At 66.3% G+C, this 20,635-nt stretch carries 10 protein-coding genes; 1 reads left to right on the top strand and 9 read right to left on the bottom strand.

Features of this window, described 5'->3' with window-relative positions; all coding sequences use genetic code 11:
- Nucleotides 1-145: 145 nt before the first annotated feature.
- Entirely contained in the window at nucleotides 146-1,666 is a 1,521-nt protein-coding gene (locus HA399_RS02435; protein ID WP_054555359.1) for an aldehyde dehydrogenase family protein, read from the bottom strand.
- 414 nt (nucleotides 1,667-2,080) lie between these two features.
- Between HA399_RS02435 and HA399_RS02430 the strand changes: the two genes are divergently transcribed.
- Nucleotides 2,081-2,884: a response regulator gene (locus tag HA399_RS02430; protein ID WP_404325941.1), complete on the top strand. Its 804-nt coding sequence runs from the start codon at nucleotides 2,081-2,083 to the stop codon at nucleotides 2,882-2,884.
- A 97-nt stretch (nucleotides 2,885-2,981) separates the two neighbouring features.
- Here the strand turns inward: HA399_RS02430 and HA399_RS02425 are convergent, their stop codons facing one another.
- From HA399_RS02425 to HA399_RS02390, 8 genes are all read right to left on the bottom strand, one after another.
- Nucleotides 2,982-4,298: an Nramp family divalent metal transporter gene (locus HA399_RS02425; protein ID WP_404325940.1), complete on the bottom strand. Its 1,317-nt coding sequence runs from the start codon at nucleotides 4,296-4,298 to the stop codon at nucleotides 2,982-2,984.
- A 288-nt stretch (nucleotides 4,299-4,586) separates the two neighbouring features.
- Nucleotides 4,587-6,095: a hybrid sensor histidine kinase/response regulator gene (locus HA399_RS02420; RefSeq protein WP_404325939.1), complete on the bottom strand. Its 1,509-nt coding sequence runs from the start codon at nucleotides 6,093-6,095 to the stop codon at nucleotides 4,587-4,589.
- A complete protein-coding gene (gene nosP / locus HA399_RS02415) occupies nucleotides 6,085-7,275 on the bottom strand; it encodes a nitric oxide-sensing protein NosP (protein WP_404326887.1) in 1,191 nt (396 codons plus the stop codon). The genes HA399_RS02420 and nosP overlap by 11 nt, the downstream gene beginning before the upstream one ends.
- A gap of 112 nt (nucleotides 7,276-7,387) precedes the next feature.
- Nucleotides 7,388-9,520: an exodeoxyribonuclease V subunit alpha gene (gene recD, locus HA399_RS02410; protein ID WP_404325938.1), complete on the bottom strand. Its 2,133-nt coding sequence runs from the start codon at nucleotides 9,518-9,520 to the stop codon at nucleotides 7,388-7,390.
- A gap of 4 nt (nucleotides 9,521-9,524) precedes the next feature.
- Nucleotides 9,525-13,772, bottom strand: a complete 4,248-nt coding sequence (recB, locus tag HA399_RS02405; protein WP_404325936.1) for an exodeoxyribonuclease V subunit beta — start codon at nucleotides 13,770-13,772, stop codon at nucleotides 9,525-9,527.
- The gene (locus tag HA399_RS02400) at nucleotides 13,769-17,836 is read right to left on the bottom strand and encodes an exodeoxyribonuclease V subunit gamma (protein WP_404325934.1); all 4,068 of its coding nucleotides are present in this window, start codon (nucleotides 17,834-17,836) and stop codon (nucleotides 13,769-13,771) included. Before HA399_RS02400 ends, recB begins: the two co-directional genes overlap by 4 nt.
- Before the next feature lie 205 nt (nucleotides 17,837-18,041).
- Nucleotides 18,042-19,379 (bottom strand): MFS transporter, encoded by a 1,338-nt coding sequence (locus tag HA399_RS02395; RefSeq protein ID WP_404325933.1) that lies wholly within the window; start codon nucleotides 19,377-19,379, stop codon nucleotides 18,042-18,044.
- A 615-nt stretch (nucleotides 19,380-19,994) separates the two neighbouring features.
- Complete coding sequence (locus HA399_RS02390) at nucleotides 19,995-20,414, bottom strand: DUF1499 domain-containing protein (protein ID WP_043333122.1); 420 nt, start codon at nucleotides 20,412-20,414, stop codon at nucleotides 19,995-19,997.
- Nucleotides 20,415-20,635 lie beyond the last annotated feature (221 nt).

The raw sequence follows: 20,635 nt of genomic DNA, 5'->3' as shown, positions 1-20,635 counted from the left end.
CCTCTCCATTGAAACCAGACGCAGCGCTCCCTGCCCTGCGCCAGATCAAGCAATCGGATCTGGCGCGGGATCGATGTCATATTCTCAAGCAAGAATCGCGGGAGGCGTGCAGCGCCACCAGTCGCGGTGGCGCTGCCTGACAGGCCTAGAAGAAGCCGAGCGGATTGATGTCGTAGCTGACCAGCAGGTTCTTGGTCTGCTGGTAGTGCTCCAGTGCCATCTTGTGGGTCTCGCGACCGACACCGGATTTCTTGTAGCCACCGAAGGCGGCATGGGCGGGATACTGGTGGTAGCAGTTGGTCCACACGCGACCGGCCTGGATCCCACGCCCCATGCGGAAGGCGACGTTCATGTCGCGGCTCCAGACGCCGGCGCCGAGACCGAATTCGGTGTCATTGGCGATGGCCAGCGCCTCGGCCTCGTCACGGAAGGTGGTGACGGCCACCACCGGCCCGAAGATCTCCTCCTGGAAGACACGCATCGAGTTGTTGCCCTTGAGCAGGGTCGGCTGGATGTAATAGCCGTTGGCCAGCTCGTTCTCCAGCTGCTCGCTGCTGCCGCCGGTGAGCACCTCGGCGCCTTCCTCGCGGGCGACATCCATGTAGGACATGATCTTGTCGAACTGCTCGCGGGAGGCCTGGGCGCCGACCTGCACGTCGGTGTCCAGCGGGTTGCCGCGCTTGATGGTCTTCACGCGCTCCATCACCCGGGCCATGAAGTCGTCGTAGATGCTTTCCTGGATCAGGGCGCGTGACGGGCAGGTGCACACCTCGCCCTGATTGAAGAACGCCAGCACCAGGCCTTCGGCGGCCTTGTCGATGAACTCGGGTTCGGCATTCATGATGTCGGCGAAGTAGATGTTGGGCGACTTGCCGCCCAGCTCCACCGTGGAGGGGATGATGCTGTCGGCGGCGCACTTGAGAATGTGCGAGCCCACGGGAGTGGAGCCGGTGAAGGCGATCTTGGCGATGCGCTTGCTGGTGGCCAGCGCCTGGCCGGCCTCGGCCCCGTAGCCGTTGACGATGTTGAGCACGCCCGCCGGCAGCAGGTCGCCGACCAGCTCCGCGAGCACCAGAATCGAGGCCGGGGTCTGTTCCGCCGGCTTGAGCACCACGCAGTTGCCGGCCGCCAGCGCCGGGCCGAGCTTCCAGGCCGCCATCAGGATCGGGAAGTTCCACGGGATAATCTGCCCGACCACGCCCAGCGGCTCATGGAAGTGGTAGGAAACGGTATTGGCATCGATGTCCGCCGCGGTGCCTTCCTGGGAACGCAGGCAACCGGCGAAGTAACGGAAGTGGTCCGCCGCCAGCGGGATATCGGCGTTCAGCGTCTCGCGCACCGCCTTGCCGTTGTCCCAGGTCTCGGCGACGGCCAGCATCTCGAGATTCTGCTCGATGCGATCCGCGATCTTGAGCAGGATGTTGGAGCGCTCCTGCACCGAGGTCTTGCCCCAGGCAGCGGCTGCCTTGTGGGCGGCGTCCAGCGCGAGGTCGATATCCTCTGCACTCGAACGCGGGATACGGCAGAAGGCCTCGCCCGTCACCGGGCTGACATTGTCGAAGTACTCACCCTTCACCGGCTCGACGAAGCGACCGCCGATATAGTTGCCGTAGATATCCTTGAACGTGACCAGCGCATCGGCGCTGCCCGGGGAGGCGTAGATCATGGCGAACTCCTGTTGGCCGGATTCACGAGTGGCGCTCGTGATCGACGGCCTGTTGTTGTCGTTGCTGCACAGTCGTTGTCGTTACTGAAAAGTCGTTGTCGTTGCTGAAAAGTCGTTGTCGTTGCTGAAAAGTCGTTGTCGTGTCAGCGAAACGCCTGGGTTGGCTCTACTGCAGTGGCGCCGTTGGCGCTGACTCGCTGCCCGCTCTATCAAGAGCCTCTTGATCAGGCGACTCTCACAGTCTTGACCACCAACGCCAATCGCGACATGCCCCCATGGGCGGAGACCGTCTCATCCCTTGGGAGGAGAAAAGGAAGGAGAAACGAACGCCGCCATACCGCGAAGGCCGCAAGGCACGACACCACGCCATGACGTTATGCTCAGGATATCGCCCGCCACCGGCCAGGAGCCTCCATGTACCGTCTGTTGATCGCGGATGACCATCCGCTGTTCCGTGATGCCATCAGTCGTACCCTGAGTCTGAACGTCGCCGATGACCCCACGCCGCCCTACGAGCTGCTGCAGGCCGCCAGTCTCGCCGAGACGCTCAGCCTCATCGACGTGCACGTCGATAGCCTCGACCTGCTGCTGCTGGATCTCGACCTGCCCGACAGCCACGGCCTGGAAGGCCTGACGCGTTTGCGCCAGGAGGCAGACTGGCTACCGGTGGCGATCCTCTCCGCCCACGAGGCGCGCGAGACGGTGCTGGAGGCGCTGGCACTCGGCGCGGTGGGCTATCTCTCCAAGTCGAGCTCGGCGGAGGTATTGCGCGAGGCGCTTGCGCGCATGCTGGCCGGTGAGGTCTATGTACCCGCCCGGCTGATGCGCGCCGCCCCGCGCCCGGCGCTGGCGAGCCAGGCGGCTTCCTCCTCAGCCTCAGTATCGGCCTCAGCACCAGTGCCACCGCCAGCCCCTCAACTTGCGCCGAGCCTCAGCGAGGCGGAATTCGCGCAGCGCTGGCAGACCCTCACCACCAAGCAGCGCGGCGTGCTGGAGCGCATGGTGCTGGGCGAATCCAACAAGATGATCGCCTGGCAGCTGGGCGTGGCGGAGACCACCGTCAAGTCGCATGTCTCCGCCATCCTGCACAAGCTGGGGGTCGCCAGCCGGGTACAGGCGATCCTGCTGGCCAGCCACGCCCTGCCTGCCGTGTCTGGCGCGAGCGCGCCCCCTGCCGCCCCACAACGCGCAACGCCCCGCCGGGACGCTCACGAATGAGGCACACAGCGGGGCGTTGCGAGGGCCTGCCACCAGCAGGCCTTTTGGAACTCACCAAGGCCATAGGGCCTGGAGCATAGAACAGAGGGTGCGGGGCCTACATCAGCTCGCCGACCAGCACATAGCCATTGAGCAGGATGATGATCGCCGCGACCAGCACCCCGATGGCCGTCACCCAGTGACGATTGACCAGGTCGCCCATCAGGCGGCGGTTGGCGGTGAACATCAACAGCGGCACCAGCGCGAAGGGAATCCCGAAGCTGAGTACCACCTGGCTTGCGACCAGCACCTGCTGCTCCGGCAGCTCCATCAGGATGATGGCGATGGCCGGCGCCATGGTGATCACGCGGCGCAGCCACATCGGAATGCGGAAGTTGACGAAGCCCTGCATCACCACCTGACCGGACAGGGTGCCGACGATGGACGAGGACAGCCCCGCCAGCAGCAGCGTGAAGCCGAAGATGAGACTCGCCGCATCCTGCCCCATCAGCGGCGACAGCAGCTTGTAGCTCTCGGTGATGGAGGCCACGCCAGTCTCGCCGTTGCCGTGGAAGACCTTGGCGGCCAGTACCAGCATCGCCATGTTGATCAGCCCTGCCAGCGCCATGCCGATGATGACATCCAGCCGGTAGTAGCCCATCACGCGACGGCGCTGACCGCTGTCACGCACCCGGATGCGATTCTGGGACAGCGCGGAGTGCAGGTAGATGACGTGGGGCATCACGGTGGCACCGAGGATGCCCGCCGCCAGGAAGATGGCGTGGCTATCCGGGAAGTTCGGCGACAGCAGACCGTAGATGATCGGCTCCACCGGCGGGCGACTGAGAATGATCTCGAGCAGGAAGCCCGCCGAGACTGCCAGTATCATCGCGCCGATGATCATTTCCATCATGCGGAAGCCGAAACGCTGCATCACCAGCACCGCATAGGTGATGGCGCCGGTCAGCAGCGCCCCTTCCAGCATGCTGAGCCCGAACAGCAGATTGAAGGCCAGCGCCGCCCCCAGGAATTCGGCCAGATCGGTCGCGATGGCGACGATCTCCGCCTGCACCCAGAAGGCCCACACCACCGGACGCGGGAAGCGTTCACGGATGACCTCGGCCAGATTCTTGCCGGTCGCCAGCCCCAGCCGCGCGGACAGGGTCTGGATCAACATCGCCATCAGGTTGGCCCACAGCACCACCCACAGCAGGGTGTAGCCATAGCGGGAGCCAGCCTCGATGTTGGTCGCGAAGTTGCCCGGGTCGATATAGGCGACGGCGGCGATCATCGCCGGGCCGAGGAATGGCAAGGCGTGGCGCAGGCGGCCAGCGAGACGGACAGGGGAAGCTGTGTGCGCACCACCGGCAGCAGAGGCGTCGCCTTCGCTGCCCAGTGACATGCTTGCGGCATGACGTACGGATTTATCGGACATGACATTCAGCATGGGGGGAAAACCTGCCAGATCAATGACCCGCGAACAGATAAAGAAATATGCGGGAGGCTATGTGGTCAGCATACACGACAAATGCTATTGATTCTCATTAAAAATAAGCGTGGTGCCCGATAGGCTCCTTCAATCACCCCCGTGGCGGACGCCTATTTGCCACTGCCTTTGCCTTCTCCCCTTTCCAGTCTCTTCTTGAGGCCCTTTCCCAGCTCCCTTTCCCAGCTCCTTTTCCCTCCCCCCGCGCAGCATCACTTCCAGCACTTCTGCGCGCGGCTAGCGACGATTGACCAGCAACTGGCGCAGGCGCAGCGGCTTGACCGGCTTGAGCAGAAAACCGAAACCGAGCGCACGCGCCCTGGCCTTGAGCGGCGCCGAGTGGTCCGCGCTGATCACTACCACCGGCAAGCCCGGCCAGCGTTGCCGCAGGCGTTGCGCCTGTTTGAGGCCATCGGGCTGCCCTTCCCCAAGCTGATGATCGACGATCAAGACCTGCGGCGCGGCCACGGCCTGCTGCAACAGCACCTCGGCATCATCGGCGCAGTGGACACTCGCGCCCCAGCCCCCGAGCAATGACTGCATGCCGGCACACACCTCCCGATCATCCTCGACCACCCAGATAACGGTATCGAGCAGCGGCTGCGCGAGCGGTGATGCGCAAGGCTGGCCAGTAGAAGAGGCGTCAGCCGCCGGGCTCACCACACTGGCAGGCTGACGAATCGGCACGCGGACCGCGAAGGCGGCGCCGCGCCCCGGCGTGCTGGTCAGCGACAGGGGGTGCTCCAGCAGGCCGGTGATGCGCTTGACGATCGCCAGCCCCAGCCCGAGGCCACGCTGCTCGTTGTCCTGGCGCGGCGCCAGACGTCGGAATTCCTGGAAGACCACCTCGCGCTGATGCTCGGCGATGCCGGGGCCGTTGTCGGCCACGGTGATCTCCAGCCAGTCACCGCGACGCCGGCACCCCAGCAGCACCCGCCCTCGCGTCGAGCCATCCGGCACATGGCGCAGCGCATTGCTCAGGAAGTTGCGCACCACTCGCGCCAGCAATTGCAGGTCCGACTCGATACTCAGATGACTGGCCACGTAATGCAGCTCGAGCCCACGGGCAGCGCCCAGCTGACGATATTCCTCGGCGAGCACATCCAGCAGTTCACGCACCGGAAAGACGGCGACATCCGCCGTCAGCACGCCGGCATCCAGCCGCGAGATATCGACCAGCGTGCCCAGCAGACTCTCGACATCTGCCAGCGAGCGCCCCAGCCGCGCCACCAGCTCGCCCGGCGTGACGTCAGAAATGGCGTCGCCCGGCACGGAATCATCCAGTGCCAGCCGCGCCAGTTGCTCTTCCAGGGCGCTGGCGAACAGCCGAGCGGCATTCAGGGGTTGCAGCAGGTCATGGCTGATGGCGGCGAGAAAGCGGGTCTTGGACTGGTTGGCCGCCTCGGCGGCGGCCTTGGCGGCGGTGAGACGTCGATTGAGTGCCCCCAGCTCATCGAGGGTGCGATGCAGGGCATCGGTGCGCTCGCGCACCTGATCCGCCAGCAGTACCGCATGCTCGAAGGCGGCGTAGGGCGCGCTCGGTGAAGGACTGCTGGATTCGACCCGTTCGATCAGGGCGGCGTTGATCTTCTCCAGCTGGCGATTGCGCGCCTTGAGGGCGGCGAGTTCGGCGCTTTGAGCGTCCGTCTCAGTCAGAGCGTCCGTCTCGGTCTGAGCGTACGTCTCGGCCAGGGGGCCTGTCCTGATCAGCAAGCCCTGCTCGGTCAGCGGCGTATCAGGCGACATCCTCTCCTCCCGTGCCGTCGGCAACCGAGCGGCGCTGGCCGATCACCACGCCGGTGAAGGTCTGGTTGATGTGCATGCCGTGGTGCTGCTCACCGTAGGTATTGAAGCCGATCACCCGGTGCCGCCTGAGCATGCGCGAGGCCTCATCCTCCAGTGCCAGCGCCTCGATCTCCATGCGCCGCAGGAAGCAGTCGCAGCCGATGGTCAGCGCGGGCGATCCCAGACGCGCCTCCACCTCGGCCAGGTGCTGCTCGAGCTGCTCGAGAATCGGCGTGGCCTGCATGGCGGTGAGCACGATGCCGGTCTCCACCGCGCAGTAGAAACTCAGGCTGGCATCGTCATTCACGCGCTGGATGGAGCGCACGTAATGCGCCTCGCCGATGCGCACCGCCAGCGGACAACGCGCGAAGACCGCCTCCTCCAGCGCCTCGGGCGCGACGCCGGCCAGCCGCGCGTACTCCTCGGCGGCGGGTTCGGCATTCAGCTCCAGCACGCGGCGCGAATCGCGATCCACCGCCGTCACCACCAGCTTGTCGGCCAGCGGCGTGAGGTGATGGGTGCTGATGACCTCGAACGGCAGCCGCGTATTGACCACCACCACGACCGCCGCCTGATCATGGAAGACGCCATCGGCGTAGACATAGGTGTGCGACAGGCGATTGTCATCCCCGGCGGAGCCACCGAAGGCGGGAATGCTGCCCAGCGCCGCATCCAGCGTCGCCAGCACCTGCTCCTCGCTGCTCGAGAGCCCATCGAGCAGCGTCAGCGCGAAGCTGTTGCCCATCACCGGCGCCACGGCCTGCTCGCGACAGCGTGCCAGCAGCTCGTCACTCAGCGCCTGGGCCCGCGGAAGATCGAAACCGCTCAGGTCATCGATCAGCACCTGGGCCAGCGCGAAGTCACTGCGCGCAAGGCCGATGGCGGTGATGGAGCCGCGCGCATAGCCCGCGGGCGTGATCTCACCGGCGGTGGTGCAGCCGCTCACCGGCACCTCGCCGAAGGTGGCGGCCAGCGCCTGGCCCAGTGCCGCCAGCGGATAATCCGCCGAGCAGAAGAACAGCACCCCGCCGAGCCGCTCACGACTTCCCAGCGCCAGATCAAGCGTTCGGGCAAGCTCGGCCACCGCCGCCTGCGGGTCCTTGAGCTGGCTGGCCGCCGTGGCCAGCGCCACGGCATGCATCTCGCTCTGTGGCTGCGCCCTTTCCTTCACGCGACTGCTGACGTCCGTCATGTCCCCTCCTCCCGTCGAACGTGGCGGAGCCGGAGATGACGATCATCCGTCGGTGTCCGGCCTAGAGCACCAGCCCGCTGGCTCTCACCACGCGTCGTTCAATGGCGCCTTCCAGCGTCTCGCGGCGGGTTCCCGCCAGCGTGACCCGCGACTTGGCCCGCGTGATGCCGGTGTAGACCAGCTCACGGGTCAGAATCGGATTGGCGCCCTCAGGCAACACGAATAACACATGGCGGAACTCGGAACCCTGCGACTTGTGGACCGTCATCGCGAAGACGGTCTCCACCGCCTCGAGGCGTGACGGCAATACCGCGCGCACGCCACGGTGGAAGCGCTGGATGTCGGTGTCCTGCCCATCACGCTCGGTGTCTGGCGTCGCCTCCTCCTCGACCGGGAAGAACACGCGCAGGCGCCCGCCGGCAGCGGGGTCCGGCAGGGTGATGCCGACATCGCCGTTGTAGAGCCCCAGCGCGCGGTCGTTGCGCGTCACCATCACCGGGCGACCGGCGTACCAGCCGCGCTCGTCGGCGATCAGCCCGCGCCGCATCAGCACCCGCGCCACGCGCTGATTGAGGCCATCGACGCCGTAGGGGCCACGGCGCAGCGCGCACAGCAGCTGGAACTCGAGCAGCAGGTCGATCACCTCACGCGCCGGACGCCGCTCACGTACGGCCTCCAGCGCCGGGCGGTAGCCGTTGACCACCAGCTTCTCGAGATCGCGGTCCTCCGGGCCACTGAGCTTGAGCCAGGCGATATCGCGATAACCGGCCTTCCAGACATCGCGCAGCGCCTGACGATCACCGGCGTTGCTGGCGCGTGCCAGGGCGCCGATGCCACTGTCGGCGGAGAAGCGATAGCTCTTCTGCAGCACCACCACGTGATCGGCGAGTCGGCCGCGCGTCGCTGATGTTTCCTCCAAGTCCTGGCCATCAGGCACGGCGATGGCCTGCTCCAGCGTTTCGCCGGTCAGGCGGCTCAAGTCGGCACACAGCGCCGGTGAATAGCGCGGCGGCAGCGCATGCTCGCAGAGATCGCCCAGCACGGCGCCGGCTTCCACCGAGGCCAGCTGGTCCTTGTCGCCGAGCAGAATCAGGCGGGCGTGGGCGGGCAGCGCGCCGAGCAGCGCCGCCATCAGGTCGAGATCGACCATCGAGGCTTCATCCACCACCAGCAGATCCAGCGCCAGCAGGTTGCCGGCGTGATGGCGGAAATGGCGCGAATCCGGGCGAGCACCCAGCAGGCGGTGCACGGTGCTTGCCTCGCGCGGGATGGCGGCGCGTACCGCGTCTGGCACCTCGAGCTTCGCCACCGCGCCGCGGATCGACTCCGACAGCCGCGCCGCCGCCTTGCCGGTCGGGGCGACCAGGCGGATATCCAGCGCCCGCCGCTCGTGCGATTGGGCTGTCTCTTCGCTCTCCAGCTCGCCCTCTGCATCGTCAGCGCCACCCGCCAGCGCCTGAGCCTGCAACAGCGCCAACAGGCGCGTGACGGTGGTGGTCTTGCCGGTGCCGGGGCCGCCGGAGATCACCGTCAGGCGCTGACGCAACGCCAGGGCGCAGGCCAGCTTCTGCCAGTCCGGCTCGCCGTGCGGGTCCGGCTGATTGCTGGCGAACAGCTCGCGCAGACGTTCGCCCAGCGCATCGCTGACCCGCGTCTCGCCCTCCTCGCTCGGCCCCATCCGCGCACGCAACCCCGCCGCGACCTCACGCTCGGCCTGCCAGTAACGGCGCAGGTAGAGGCGCTCGCCCACCAGCACCAGCGGGCGCAGCGGCAGATGGCCTGCCGGGGAATCGGCCTGCGCAAGCACGCTGACCAGCCGTGATGCCGCCAGTTGCTCGGCCCAGCGCCCGGCATCGAGATCCGCCAGGAAGGCTTCCGGCAGGGCCACGCTGACCTCGGCCAGATGCGCCTCGGACTGCTCCAGCGGCGGCAGCGACAGGGTCGCGCGTGGCTCGGCCAGCGCCCGCGACAGCGACAGGCACACATGCCCGCGCCCCAGCTGGTGGCTGGCCAGCGCGGCCGCCAGCAGTACGCTGGCCGGGGCCTCCGGCACATGGCGCGCCATGAAGCGCACCAGATGGGCATCGACGCGCCTAAGCCAGCCCAGCTCCACCCACAGGCCGAGCGTGGCGAGCAGGGTGTCGGCAGTCGGGGCGTCAGGGGCAGCGCTGAGCTGCTGCGTTGGCACAGACATGGTGTCAGACATCGAAGGCCCCCTGCTGGCCGCTTTGCGTGAGTGGCGAGGTGTCGGTGGTGTTGAGGAGCAGGCTATCCAATGCGGAGCTGTCGCCGCCCAGCCAGAGATCCAGCGCCTCGATCAGCTCCTGTGATGGCCGGCGCTGGAAGACGCCGGGCGTCGCTGTCCCTTCAAAAGGCCGGCCGGGCGTCACTTCAGTCTCATCCACCGCAAGCGCGGGTGAGCCACCGCCGGCATCCAGGCCGCGCAGGAAGACATACAGCACCCCGCCCATGCAGCGCTCGTAATCGTAGTCCTCACCGAGGCGCGCCTTGAGCAGACGATGCAGCGCGAGGGTGTAGAGCACGTATTGCAGGTCGTAGCGGTGCTCGACCATGGCGCGGGCCAGTGACTCGCCAAGATAATCCTCGGGGCGCTCGCCCAGATAGTTGGATTTCCAGTCCAGCACGTACCAGCGGCCGCCGGACTGGAAGGTCAGATCGATGAAGCCCTTGAGCATGCCGTGCATGCGACGTGGCGCGAGCCTGGGCCGCGAGCGTGGCAACGGTTCCAGCGCAGTGACCACGGCATCCAGCGGCAGACTGCGTGCGTGCACGGCCGGTAGCCAGAATTCCAGCTCCGGCAGCCAGGCCTCCAGCCGGTTGAGCAGGATAGGCTCGCCCTCGAAGCCCTGCAGCGGGCGGGTCAGCGCCTGCTCCAGCCAGTCGGTGAGGCGCGGCTGCCAGCTGGCATCGAAGCCACCGAAATGCAGCCGCGAGCCCACCAGCCGCTCAAGCTCGCCGCGATAGTCATCCGCGCCGAGGCGATCGAGATCCACCGCCTCCAGCAGGCCGTGCAGGAAGGTTCCCGGGCGCGGTCCGCGCGGGAAATCATGCAGATGGATCTCGCCCACCGTCATCGGCAGGCCGCCGGCCAGCAGCGGGCCGGACTGCCCGGCCACCTCGCGGTCCGGACGCGTCAGGCCCTGCTCGCCCTCTTCCAGCGCGATCTCGGTGGCGCCCTCGGGCACGCGGTCATCCGCGGCATCGGCGGTGTCTTCCAGCGCCGCCGTCACCTGACGGGCATCGGTGAGCAAGGCGGTGTAGGAGGCGATCCACCAGTCATCCTCGATACCACCCGCGAAGTGGCGCGCGCCGTGGAAGTGCTGATCGCGCTCCGCCGGGGGCTGATATTCATGGCCTACTGGCGTGGGCAGGCCGGAAACGCGCGCCAGGCCGGCAGACTGCTGATCACACCAGCCGTGCAGCGCGGCCTCGATGGCGCTGGCCTCGATGTCCGAGGTGTCACTCAGGCCGAGCAGGTAGCCAACGGCGGTGGACGGCAGACTGAGCTGCTTGCTGAAACCGCCCTTGCCGATGGGCGCCAGCCCCAGCCAGCAGGCGAACTTGGGACGCGTCAGCGCCACGTAGAGCAGACGCACATCTTCCATCAGCCGTGCATGATCGGCCGCCGCGATGGCCTCCCTGGAGGGCTTCTTGACCAGGATGCTGTCATCGAGAGCGTCATCCTCCTGATCGACTCTGTGAGCAGGCACTTCCTCGTTATCGTCTTCCTCGTCAGCGCCTCCCTCGTCATCACCTTCCACGTCAGCCGTGGCCAGCCAGCGCTGCTTGAGGGTCAGCAGGCCGAAATTCCTGTCCGGCTCGGCCGCGCGGAAGCTGGCCATGAACGGCAGCAGCACGATGGGATACTCGAGCCCCTTGGACTTGTGGATGGTGACGACACGCACCAGCCCCTCATCACTTTCCAGTCGCTGACTGAGGCTGTCGCTATCCAGCGCTTCATGGCCGGATTCCAGCGCCTGATGCCACCAGCGCAGCAACGCCTGCTCGCCATCGAGGCGCTGGGCGGCATTCTGGGCCAGCTCGCCAAGGTGCAGCACATCCGTCAGGGCGCGCTCGCCCCCGGCGCGCGCCGCCAACCGCTCACCGACCCGGAAGTCGCGCATCACGCCGCGCAGCATCGGCAGCACGCCACGCCGCTGCCAGTCGCGGTGATAGCCATCGAAGCGCTCGACCTCACGCTCCCAGGCCAGCTCATCCACCGCGAGGCGTTCGACCAGCGAGAGATCCTCGGCCAGCAGTCGCGTCGCCAGCGCCGCGCGCAGACGGCGGTCATCACGCGGATGGGCCACGGCCTCGAACAGCTGCAGCAGCTCGAAGGCCTCCGGCGTGTCGAATACCGAGCTCTTCTCGCTCAGATAGACGCTGCGGATGCCGCCTTCAGCCAGCGCGCCACGCACCGCTGCAGCCTCGCGCCCATTGCGCACCAGCACGGCGATATCGCTGGCGGCCACGCCACGTGGCGTCGCATCCCCTTCGTCCATGAACACCAGCCCCTGCTCGCCCGCCGCCAGACGCTGCTGTCCTTCCAGCAAGGCCTGGATCTGGGCGCGACAGGCACCACTCATGGCGCGGCGGTGATCATCGGCGCTCAGGCGCTCACCGCTGGCCCACCACAGATTCAGCGCGCAGGCGGCCTCTTCGCGGCCATCCGGATGACGCAGTACCAGCCGGGTGCGCGTGCCCTGGGCCTCGACCGGCTGGAAGGGAATGTCCTCACTGCCGAAGGGCGCCTGATGCTGGGCGAACAGGGCATTCACCGCGGACACCATCGCGGCGCTGGAGCGGAAGTTGCGCGGCAGGGTGAAGCGCGAGCTGGTGACCTTGCGCGCCGCCAGATAGGTGTCGATATCGGCGCCGCGGAAGGCATAGATGGCCTGCTTGGGGTCACCGATCATCAACAGCGTGCTGGGTGCCTCGCCAGCATTGCCATTGACGGCATCGTTGCCGATGGCATCGTCGTCGGACGGAGCATCTCCCGCCGTCTGCGGATAGATGCGCCGGAAGATGCGGTACTGGACCGGATCGGTGTCTTGGAATTCGTCGATCATCGCCACCGGCAGCTCCTGACGGATCTGGCGCGCCAGACGCTGGCTGGCCTCGCCATTGAGCGACGGGTCCAGCGCGTGATCGAGATCATTGAGCAGGTCCGAGAATTCCCACAGCCCGAGGCGGCGCTTCTCGCAGATCAGGGCACGGGCGACGCTGTCACGCGCGTGCACGGCGACCTGATCCAGCAGTACGGCGTCCGGGGCGGGCACCTCGGCCAGCATGTCCAGCGCCGCGAAGAAGGGATGACGCGGCGTCTGGCAGTTCTTCTTGGTGCCCTTCTCGAGCTTGGCCTGACTCAGCCAGCACAGCTTCTTGCTGTCGAGCATGTCGGCGGCGAAGTCGTGTTCGCCGCTGGCCAGCCAGGCGGCCGTCGCCGCCAGGCGAGGCTCGAGTTCGGCCTCCTTGTAGCTGTTGCCGTTGAGCGCCTTGCTGGCGAAGGCCTCGCCCATCACCGCGCGGATGGCCGGCTCATCGAAACTTTCCTCGACGGCGCGCCGCGCGGCCTCCTGCTGCTGACGCCACTGTTCGGCATTGCCGAGCAGCTCGCTCAGGTCATGCGGGGCCTCAAGACATTCGCCGTCGCGGTACAGCGGGCGTGGCGTGCCATCCCGCAGCAGGCCACGCAGCTCTTCTCCCAACGCGTCGGGCCCGGCCCAGCGCCCACGGATCAACGCCTGCCATTCGCGGGCCAGCGGATAGAACTCGCAGCGCCAGTAATCCTCGACGCAGCGCGCCAACAGCGACTGGCCGTCCTGCAACAGCTCGGCGCCGAAGCGCCCGCCGGCATCGAAGGCATGCCGGCTGAGCATGCGCTGGCAGAAGCCGTGGATGGTGAAGATGGCGGCGTCATCCATCAGGCGCGCGGCCTGATCGAGGCGCCGTGCCGCGGCAGCCTTGAGGCGCGCTGCGTCCTCGGCGGGTGATGGTGTCAGCAGCGGCGCGAGCAACTCGGCCAGCACCGGATCAGGACTGGCACGCTCCAGCAGCGCCTCACGCGCCTGCTTGAGGCGTGCCCGAATGCGGTCACGCAGCTCGGCGGTGGCGGCTTCGGTGAAGGTCACCACCAGTATCTCCGGCGGCGTCAGCGGGCGCGGATAGCAGACGCCCGCGTCCTGGCCAGGCAAGGGCCCGAGCACCAGCCGCACGTAGAGCGCGGCGAGGGTGAAGGTCTTGCCGGTGCCGGCACTCGCCTCGATCAGATGCTGACCGAGCAGCGGCAGCGTCGGAATATCGAGGGCCTGGCCCTGCTGGCTCTGATCCATCTCGTCACACATTGCCGCTTCCTTGTCCCGAGCGATGCCACTCCTCACGCCACTCTCCACACCGCGCATGTCTTTCACTCCGGTATCGCTCATGACGTCGCCTTCCCGGTGGCAAGCTCCACCGCGCGTTCGCCGAGAATGCCCTGCCGCACACCGATCATGCTCTCGATCAGTGGCTGATAGAGCTGCACGCTGTTGAGCACGCCGCCGGCCTGTGCAAAGGCCTCGAACTCCGGCCACAGCTCGCCCAGCGCGCCTTCCTGACGTCTGAGCGCCTGGGGGCCCTTGAAGATGTCTTCGCTGAAGCGGGTTTCCATGGCGCGCGTCAGGCTGTCAGCAAGCCAGGGCTTGTGAATGGCGGCCAGCGCCGTCTCAAGGTTTGCGCTGCCGTCCGCGGTCTGCGCCTTGAGCGCACCGAACAGGGCATTGCGATCCTCCTCGCCCACCACCTCCCAGAGCGTGGTCGCCAGTTCCAGCGCGGCCGCCAGCGGCGCCTGCCAGCCCTGGGCATACGCCTTGACGAGATGGCGCAGCGCGGCCTCGGCCTGCTCGATGCGCAGCGCGGGGAACAGCAGCCAGCGGTCCTCGAACACCGCAAGCCACTGATAGCCTTCACGGCTTGCGCCGTGATCACCTGCCACTTCCCCGAGGCCGGGACGCGCATTGGCCATCAGCCAGTCGAGGTAGCCGGCCAGCAGACGATGCGGCTTGCCGAGCTTCTTGTAGCGCCCTTCCTTGCCGGGCTTGAGGGTGCCGAAGTGGGTCGCCTCCAGCGTGGCCAGCAGGCGGCTTTCGCCCTCGGCGTCATCGCGCAGCTGCTGACGGCTGATCAGACGCGTGGTGAGGGTCACGCGCAGCATCTCGCCGCCTTCATCCTGCATGATCAGCGGTACCTCGAGGGTGCGCGGCGGCAGCGAGAGGGCATCGCTGAGCTGGTCACGCCAGCTGGCCAACTGCTGGTCGAGACGCTTGAGGCGCGGTTCGATCAAGGCATCGGCAAAGCCCAGTGCCGGCAGCCGCCCGGCCCGGCGCAGACGTTCGGCGGCCAGCGGCAGTGACTGCCCGGCAAGCGCGGCGTCCAGCAGCTCGCGGGTCAGGGTGAAGTTCTCCAGCCCGTCGGGGGCGAAGGGTTCGTTGTCTTCATCCGGCACCTCGGCATCGCGGAAGCGCACGCCGACGCGGTCCAGCCCCAGCTGCCAAGGGCGGCGCAGGAAGCGCGCCAGCGAATCGGCGCCGAGGCGCAGATGGGACTCCGGCGCCTGCTCCACCAGCTGCCTCAAGGCAGTCGCTGCCGCCGCTTTTACCTGACTGGCATTGCTTGGGTTTTCCTGAATTTTTTCAGTCACTTGAGCCTGACCCGCCGCGCGATACAGGCTCGACCAGCTGGCGTCGTAGCTGAACAGATCGACGGCCGCTGCCTGGGAGGCATGGAAATAGCGTCGCGAGAACGGCTGCAGTGGGTGCTCGGTGATCAGGCGTTCACGCAGCGCTGCCTCCCGCGAACGCTTGGCGGAGTGCGGCTGCTCGGGCTCCCAGCCCAGCTCGATGTAGTCGAGCAGTTCACCGACCAGCACCGAAGGCGGCCGCTCGCCGTTGTCGCGCTGGTCACGCCCGACCCACGAGATCGACAGGCGATCCCGCGCCGCCAGCAGCGCCTCCAGGAACAGATAGCGATCATCGTCGCGCCGCGAGCGGTCGCCCGCCTGCGGGCGGCTGGCCATCAGGTCGAAATCCTGCGGCATGCGCACCCGCGGGTAGTCGCCATCGTTCATGCCCAGCAAGTGCACTTCGCGGAAGGGAATCGCACGCATCGGCATCAGGGTGGCGAAGTTGACGCGCCCGGCGAGGAAGCGCTGGGCGAGACCGCCGCTGTCCAGCTCGCCGCGCAGCGCCTCGCGCACCACCTTGAGCGACAGACAGCCCTCGAAACCGGCCTGCTGCCAGCCCTTGTCGAGACGCGAAAGCGCCGCCTGCAGACGCGCCAGAATGTCGAATTCCTCGGCGCTGCCCGGGCTGAGGCTCTCCTCCCACAGCCGCTGCAGCGTGGTGGCCCAGTCCGCTGGCGTACGCGAGGTATCCAGCCAGCGCCGCCAGCGATCCAGACTCTCGATCAGCTCGCCGACCTTGCCTGCCAGCTCGGCCTCGAGACCGGCCACTTCATCGAAGGGCACCACGCCGTCGAAGCTCAGGCCGTTCATGTCGACAAGGCCGTCCATCAGATCGTCCATCAGATCGTCCATCAGATCGTCCATCTGGCCGTCCACCAGGTCGGCGTTCTGCTCATCGCCAACTACCCCCTGCGTCGGGGCGCCGGTGGCGTAGCCCAGCAGCATGCGCTCGAGCCCGAAGCGCCAGCTGTTCTCATCGAGGGGCATGAAGCCGAGCTGATCACGGTGCTCGCCGGAAAGTCCCCAGCGCACGCCGCTGTCGGCCAGCCAGCGCCGCAGACGCTCGAGCTCGCCCTCCTCGATGGCGAAACGACGCCGGAAGGCGGCGACATCCAGCGCATCCAGCACCTCGCTGACGCCGAGGCGACGCTCCGGCAGTTCCAGCAGCATCAGCACCAGCCCGAGCAGCGGGTTGGCCTGACTGGCCACGCGGTCGGCGATGGTGAAGGGAATATGGCGTGGATTGCCCGGCGGCAGCTGACCGAAGACCGCCTCGATATAGGGGGCATATCGGTCGATGTCGGGCACCATCACCAGGATGTCGCGCGGCCGCAGCGGCTCGCCCTCACCACGTTTCTCGGCGTCATGGGCCCGCTCGAAGGCCGCCAGCAGGCGGTCGTGTAAGATTTCGACCTCGCGCAGCGCCGAGTGGGCGCTGACCAGACTGATGGAGTCGTCATCGGCCGCGAGCACCCGCGGACTGCCCTCGGCCAGCGCACGCTCGCCAGGGTGGACCAGTTCGAGTATCTCGTCCTGGATCTGCTGCAGCAGCGGCGCCTGCTCGGGTGGCGTGTCCTCGCTGATGCGCGGCACGAAGACGTCCAGCTCGAGATCGAAGCCGCTGTCGCGCCCCGACAGCGCACTCTCGAATTCATACAGGCTGACGATGAAGTCACGCCCCTGTGCGCCAAGCCCTGCCAGCAGCGGGTTGGCCTTGAGGTGCAACTCCTCCTCCGCCAGCCCGATCAGCGCCGGCGCCTCGGGGTGACGGGCACGCTGTTGCGCGAGGCGCTCGCTGTCCATGCGCTGGCTGTCTGCTCGCGAACTGCGCCGCACGGCTTCGCGGTCGGAGACGATATCGCCCCAGTAATGGCGACAGGGATTGGTGATCATCAGGTAGATGTCCATCACCCCGGATAGCGCATGCAGCGCATCCAGCGTCTGGCCCGGCAACGCCGAGATACCGAACACGAACAGGCGTGGCGGCAGTGGATGACGGCGGGTCGAGGGCAGTGTCTCCAGCGCGCGCGCCGCCGCGACGAAGCGACCATGCAGGGCGGCGCGGTGATGCTGGCGGCTGCTGGATGGCGCATCGGCCAGTACCGCGCGCCACAGTGCCGGCTGCCACTGCTGGCTGTCCGGCAGGTTGTCGGGCAGCAGATTGGCCGGCAGCTCGCTTGCGGCCTGCTGGCGCGCGAAGGCATCCCGGAAGTTGTCGTCTTCCAGCCCGCTCTCCCAACTGCGCACCCACTCGGGGCGATAGTTGAGGTACTGATCGAACAGGTCCGCCAGCTGGCAGGCCAGCTGCCACTGCTGACGTTCGGCCTCCGGGCCTTCGGGCAACGCTGGCAATGCGTCCTCACCGACCGCCTCGATCAACTGGCCACGCTCGTCGCGACACAGGTAATCCCTGAGCGGCGCATAGCATTCGGCCTGGGATTCATCGGCCAGCAGCCCCGGCAGCAGGCGCAGCAGACGCCAGGCAAGCGGGCCCTTGTCGAAGGGCGACAGCTCCGGAATCTCGTCGCCCAGCACGCCGCCCAATACCCCGCGATAGGCACGCCACACGAAGCTTGAGGGCAGTGGAAAATCCACCGAGGCGGCGATGCCATCGGCCTCGGCCAATGACAATCTCAGCCACTGGGCCATGCCGTTGGACTGGACGAGGAAGGTTTCCGGCACCAGCGGAGGCTGAGGCGCGGCCTTGATCACCTTGAGGGCCAGATCGCGCAGGTCCTCGAGGTGATTGGCGTGAAGAACGGTAAACATGCGGGCATCCTGCTGGGAGTGACAACCCGGCCATCGTGGCCGTGGCAAGCCGCTACGCGGAAGAGACAATGAATGGCTCTATCCTAGCGTCGCCGTGGCGCCGGCCCAAACGAAAAGCGCGCACCACCCAGAGGGTGATGCGCGTTTTCAGGCAGAGGCAGGCCACAAGGGCCTGCCTCTCATCCTGCGATAGCAGATACGCTGATCAGACGATGCGCATCAGTTCACGGCCGCGCGGGCTGATCGCCAGCCACAGGCCGAGCACCACGCCCATCAGCGACAGCGCCGCCACGTACCAGGTCGGCGATAGCGGCGAGACGGTCATCATCAGCGAGACCAGAATCGGCGTGAAGCCACCGAAGATGGCGTAGGCGACATTGTAGGAGAACGACAGGCCAGTGAAACGCACCGCCGGCGGGAAGCCGCGGATCGCGATGCTCGGCACCGCGCCGACGATGCCGACGCTGAAGCCGGTCAGGCAGTAGAGCGGCACCAGCAGGCTGGGGTCTGAGTGCATGGTGGCGAGGAAGACCCAGTAGGTGATGCCCAGCAAGGCGCTCCACAGCACCAGGGTGACGCCGGCGCCGATGCGATCGACCATGTAACCGGAGACGATGCAGCCGACGCACACCGCCACGATCGCCAGATTGTTGGCGGAGAAGGCCGCGGCACGGCTCAGGCCCTCGAGGCCCGCGATCAGGCTCGGCGTCATCAGGATCACGACCACGATGGCAGCAGTCAGAATCCAGGTGACCGCCATCGCCACGGCAATCGCCGGACGCTGTTCCCGCAGGATCATCTTCAAGGGCAGCTCGGCGGCCAGCGCCTTCTTCTGCTGCATCTCGGCGAATACCGGCGTCTCGTGCAACCAGCGACGCAGATAGACCGAGAACAGCCCGAACACGCCACCGATGATGAACGGAATCCGCCAGGCGAAATCACTGACTTCTTGCGGGGTGTAGACACTGTTGATGGCGCTGGCCATCAGCGAGCCGAGCAGGATGCCACCCACCAGCCCCATCGAAAGCGTGCCGCAGGCCAGGCCATTGTGACGCGGTGCGACGTGCTCGCTGACGAACACCCAGGCACCCGGCACCTCACCGCCGACCGCCGCGCCCTGGAACAGACGCAGGATGATCAGCAGCAGCGGCGCCCACATGCCGATGACGGCATAGGTCGGCAGCATGCCCATCAGCAGGGTCGGCAGCGACATCATGAAGATGGACAGCGTGAACATCTTCTTGCGGCCGAGCGTATCGCCGAAGTGGGCCATGATGATGCCACCCAGCGGGCGCGCCAGATAACCGGCGGCGAAGATGCCGAAGGTCTGCACCTGACGCAGCCACTCGGGAATGTCGGGCGGGAAGAACAGCTGGCCGACGACAGTGGCGAAGAACACGAAGATGACGAAATCATAGAACTCGAGGGCGCCGCCGAGAGCGGACAGACCGAGTACCTTGATGTCACCACGCTTGAGCGAATTTTCGTTGGGCAAATCGTGTGCAGCGGGGGCGGAGCCCGCTGCGGGGACGGAATCGTTCATGGATCTCTGTTTAGCGGGGGCTGGTGTCCAGCGATGGTCAAGGGTGATTCACGCGTCGCACATCTTGTCTTGGAGGCTTTCAGTCGGGGAGACATCATCGAATCGAGAGACATCATCCTGTCGAGAGACATCATCGAATCGAAAGACATCTTCGAATCGAAAGACATCTTCGAATCGAAAGACATCATCCAACCGAGAGACATCATCGATCACGGAGCGGAGGTCGTGCTGATGATGACTGAAAGCACCGGGGTTGCCCCGGAGGCGTGGCGATCATGCGGAATCCTGCCAGCGTACGACGCATCACTGTATTGCAAAAAACACAATACAGATCGATGCAATCATGCGTCTCATGTATCGCGTCCAGAGTAGCAAAGGCGACCTTGGCTGGGTAGCGTTCGCTCACTGTTTGGCAGGGGTCTTGCGGGAAATCACGCCGACCTTGCCAAGAGTTGGCATGAAAAACCCCGGTGCCTCGACAAGGCGGACCGGGGTGGTGGACGTCATCCTGTGCAGTTCAACCAATGAGGGACGTGGTGGGCGTCATGCGGTGAGTCATCTTCCCTCGCCTGCCGGGCGACGCCCGAGGCTCAGGCCCAGGTTCATCGGCAAGCGTCAGCTGCAGTAGCCCCAGCCTTCCAGGCGCTGGCGAATGTCCTCGACCCGCTGGCGGTTCTTGCCGAGATCGGAATGCCCTCTGCGCGAGACACTGCGCACATGACAAACACCCTCCTCTTCATTGCAGACGATTTCCACATCATCGACGAAGCCCAGCACGGGGGTGTGGAACTCGGCGTGCAGATAGCCGCCATCTTCGCTGACGATTTCAGCATGACCCATCGATTCTATGATGCCGTGCAACTTCTCCATCGCACTGACGCAGCAATCCTGCGGCATCGGGAGTGGCGCGACATAATGCTTGCTGTCAGTGGCCTGGGAACTGACCCCGTTGGGGGTGCTGGGGGCCGGAGCCAGCATGCCATCATGCAGGCCGAGATTGTCGGGACGAGGTGAAGCAAAAAGACCTTGGCGCATTTCGAATCCTTCCTGTCATCTCTGGGCGTCGGTAACAGCATCCTCTGTCACCAGCCTGATTGTTATCCAAGTCAGCTTGAAGACTTTGCGAAGACTGTGCGCAAGAAAACCCCATGCGGGCTTCTCCGCTGATGTGATTCGCTTGAGGCAACTCCCACACGCTGCCATCGCGTGGGCTTGTCGGTGAATGACAAGGGCCTCGACTTTCAGCGTAGCGACTT

Source organism: Cobetia sp. UIB-001, assembly GCF_044789135.1.
GTDB lineage: Bacteria > Pseudomonadota > Gammaproteobacteria > Pseudomonadales > Halomonadaceae > Cobetia > Cobetia amphilecti.
The sequence above is the reverse complement of the archived record's forward strand: the minus strand, read 5'-3'. Positions and strand labels throughout refer to the sequence as shown.